This is a genomic window from Parablautia muri (assembly GCF_009917485.1).
Taxonomy (GTDB): domain Bacteria; phylum Bacillota; class Clostridia; order Lachnospirales; family Lachnospiraceae; genus Suilimivivens; species Suilimivivens muri.
The window spans coordinates 1-1,228 of record NZ_QZDT01000173.1 but is presented as its reverse complement, the minus strand read 5'-3'; the positions used below and the strand labels follow the sequence as shown (position 1 = coordinate 1,228).

1 protein-coding gene is annotated in these 1,228 nt (G+C 52.2%); it reads left to right on the top strand.

Going from position 1 to position 1,228, the window contains the following annotated elements:
• Positions 1 to 1,095: relaxase/mobilization nuclease domain-containing protein (locus D5281_RS25015; RefSeq protein WP_160562547.1), on the top strand; the 1,095-nt coding region annotated here is incomplete at its 5' end.
• Positions 1,096 to 1,228 lie beyond the last annotated feature (133 nt).

Genomic DNA, 1,228 nt, shown 5'->3' with positions numbered 1-1,228 from the left:
CTTGCCGACGCGGTAACAAAGGGGCAGCATGAATATGTACTCACGACGCACATTGACAAAGGACACGTCCATAACCATATCATTTTTTGCGCGGTGAATTTTGTAGACCACCATAAATACAATTCCAACAAAAGGAGCTATTACGGCATACGGAACATGAGCGACAAGCTGTGCCGGGAGAATGGCTTGTCCGTCGTCGTCCCCGGCAAGGGCAGCAAGGGAAAGAGCTATGCGGAGTACCAGGCAGAAAAGACGGGTACAAGTTGGAAAGGCAAGCTGAAAACCGCCGTTGACGCGCTTATCCCCCAAGTTTCCAGTTTTGAGGAATTGCTAACGCGGTTACAGGCGGCGGGCTATGAGATAAAGCCGGGGAAATATGTATCATGCCGCGCCCCCGGACAGGAACGCTTCACCCGCCTTAAAACCCTCGGCGCAGACTATACAGAGGAAGCTATAAGGGAACGGATAGCGGGCAGACGGACAAAAGCGGCGAAAGCCCCCAGAGAACAGCGCGGCGTGTCGCTGCTTATCGACATTGAGAACAGTATCAAGGCGGCGCAGAGCAAAGGCTATGAACAGTGGGCGAAAATCCATAATCTGAAACAGGCAGCTAAAACCATGAATTTTTTGACGGAGCATAAGATTGAACAGTACGCCGATTTAGTTAGCCGGATTGAGGAAATGGCAGCGGAAAGCGGACAGGCGGCAGACGCATTGAAGAACGCGGAAAAGCGGCTTGCGGACATGGCGGTGCTTATCAAGAATGTTTCCACCTACCAAAAGACAAAGCCCGTCTATGACGCATACCGCAAGGCAAGGAACAGGGAGAAATACCGCGCCGGACAGGAACAGGCGATTATCCTACATGAAGCCGCCGCAAGGTCGCTGAAAGCGGCGGGCATTGCAAAGCTCCCGAACCTCGCCGCGCTGCAATCGGAGTATGAAGCCCTCCAAGCGCAGAAAGAAGCCCTTTACGCCGATTATGGGAAGCTAAAAAAGAAAGTCCGGGAATATGACATTATCAAGCAGAACATTGACAGCATTTTACAGGCAGACAGGCAGCCGGAACGGGAAAAGGAAACAGAGCGCGGATAAGGATAGCAAAATCCCCGCCGCTGTGCTATGATAAGGCTATCAAATACAGACGAGGAGCGTTGAGCATGGAAAACCAGAAAATGCCGGAATATGAAACCATACGCGCCGCCGTCGCCGGGGAAAAATGGGCGGT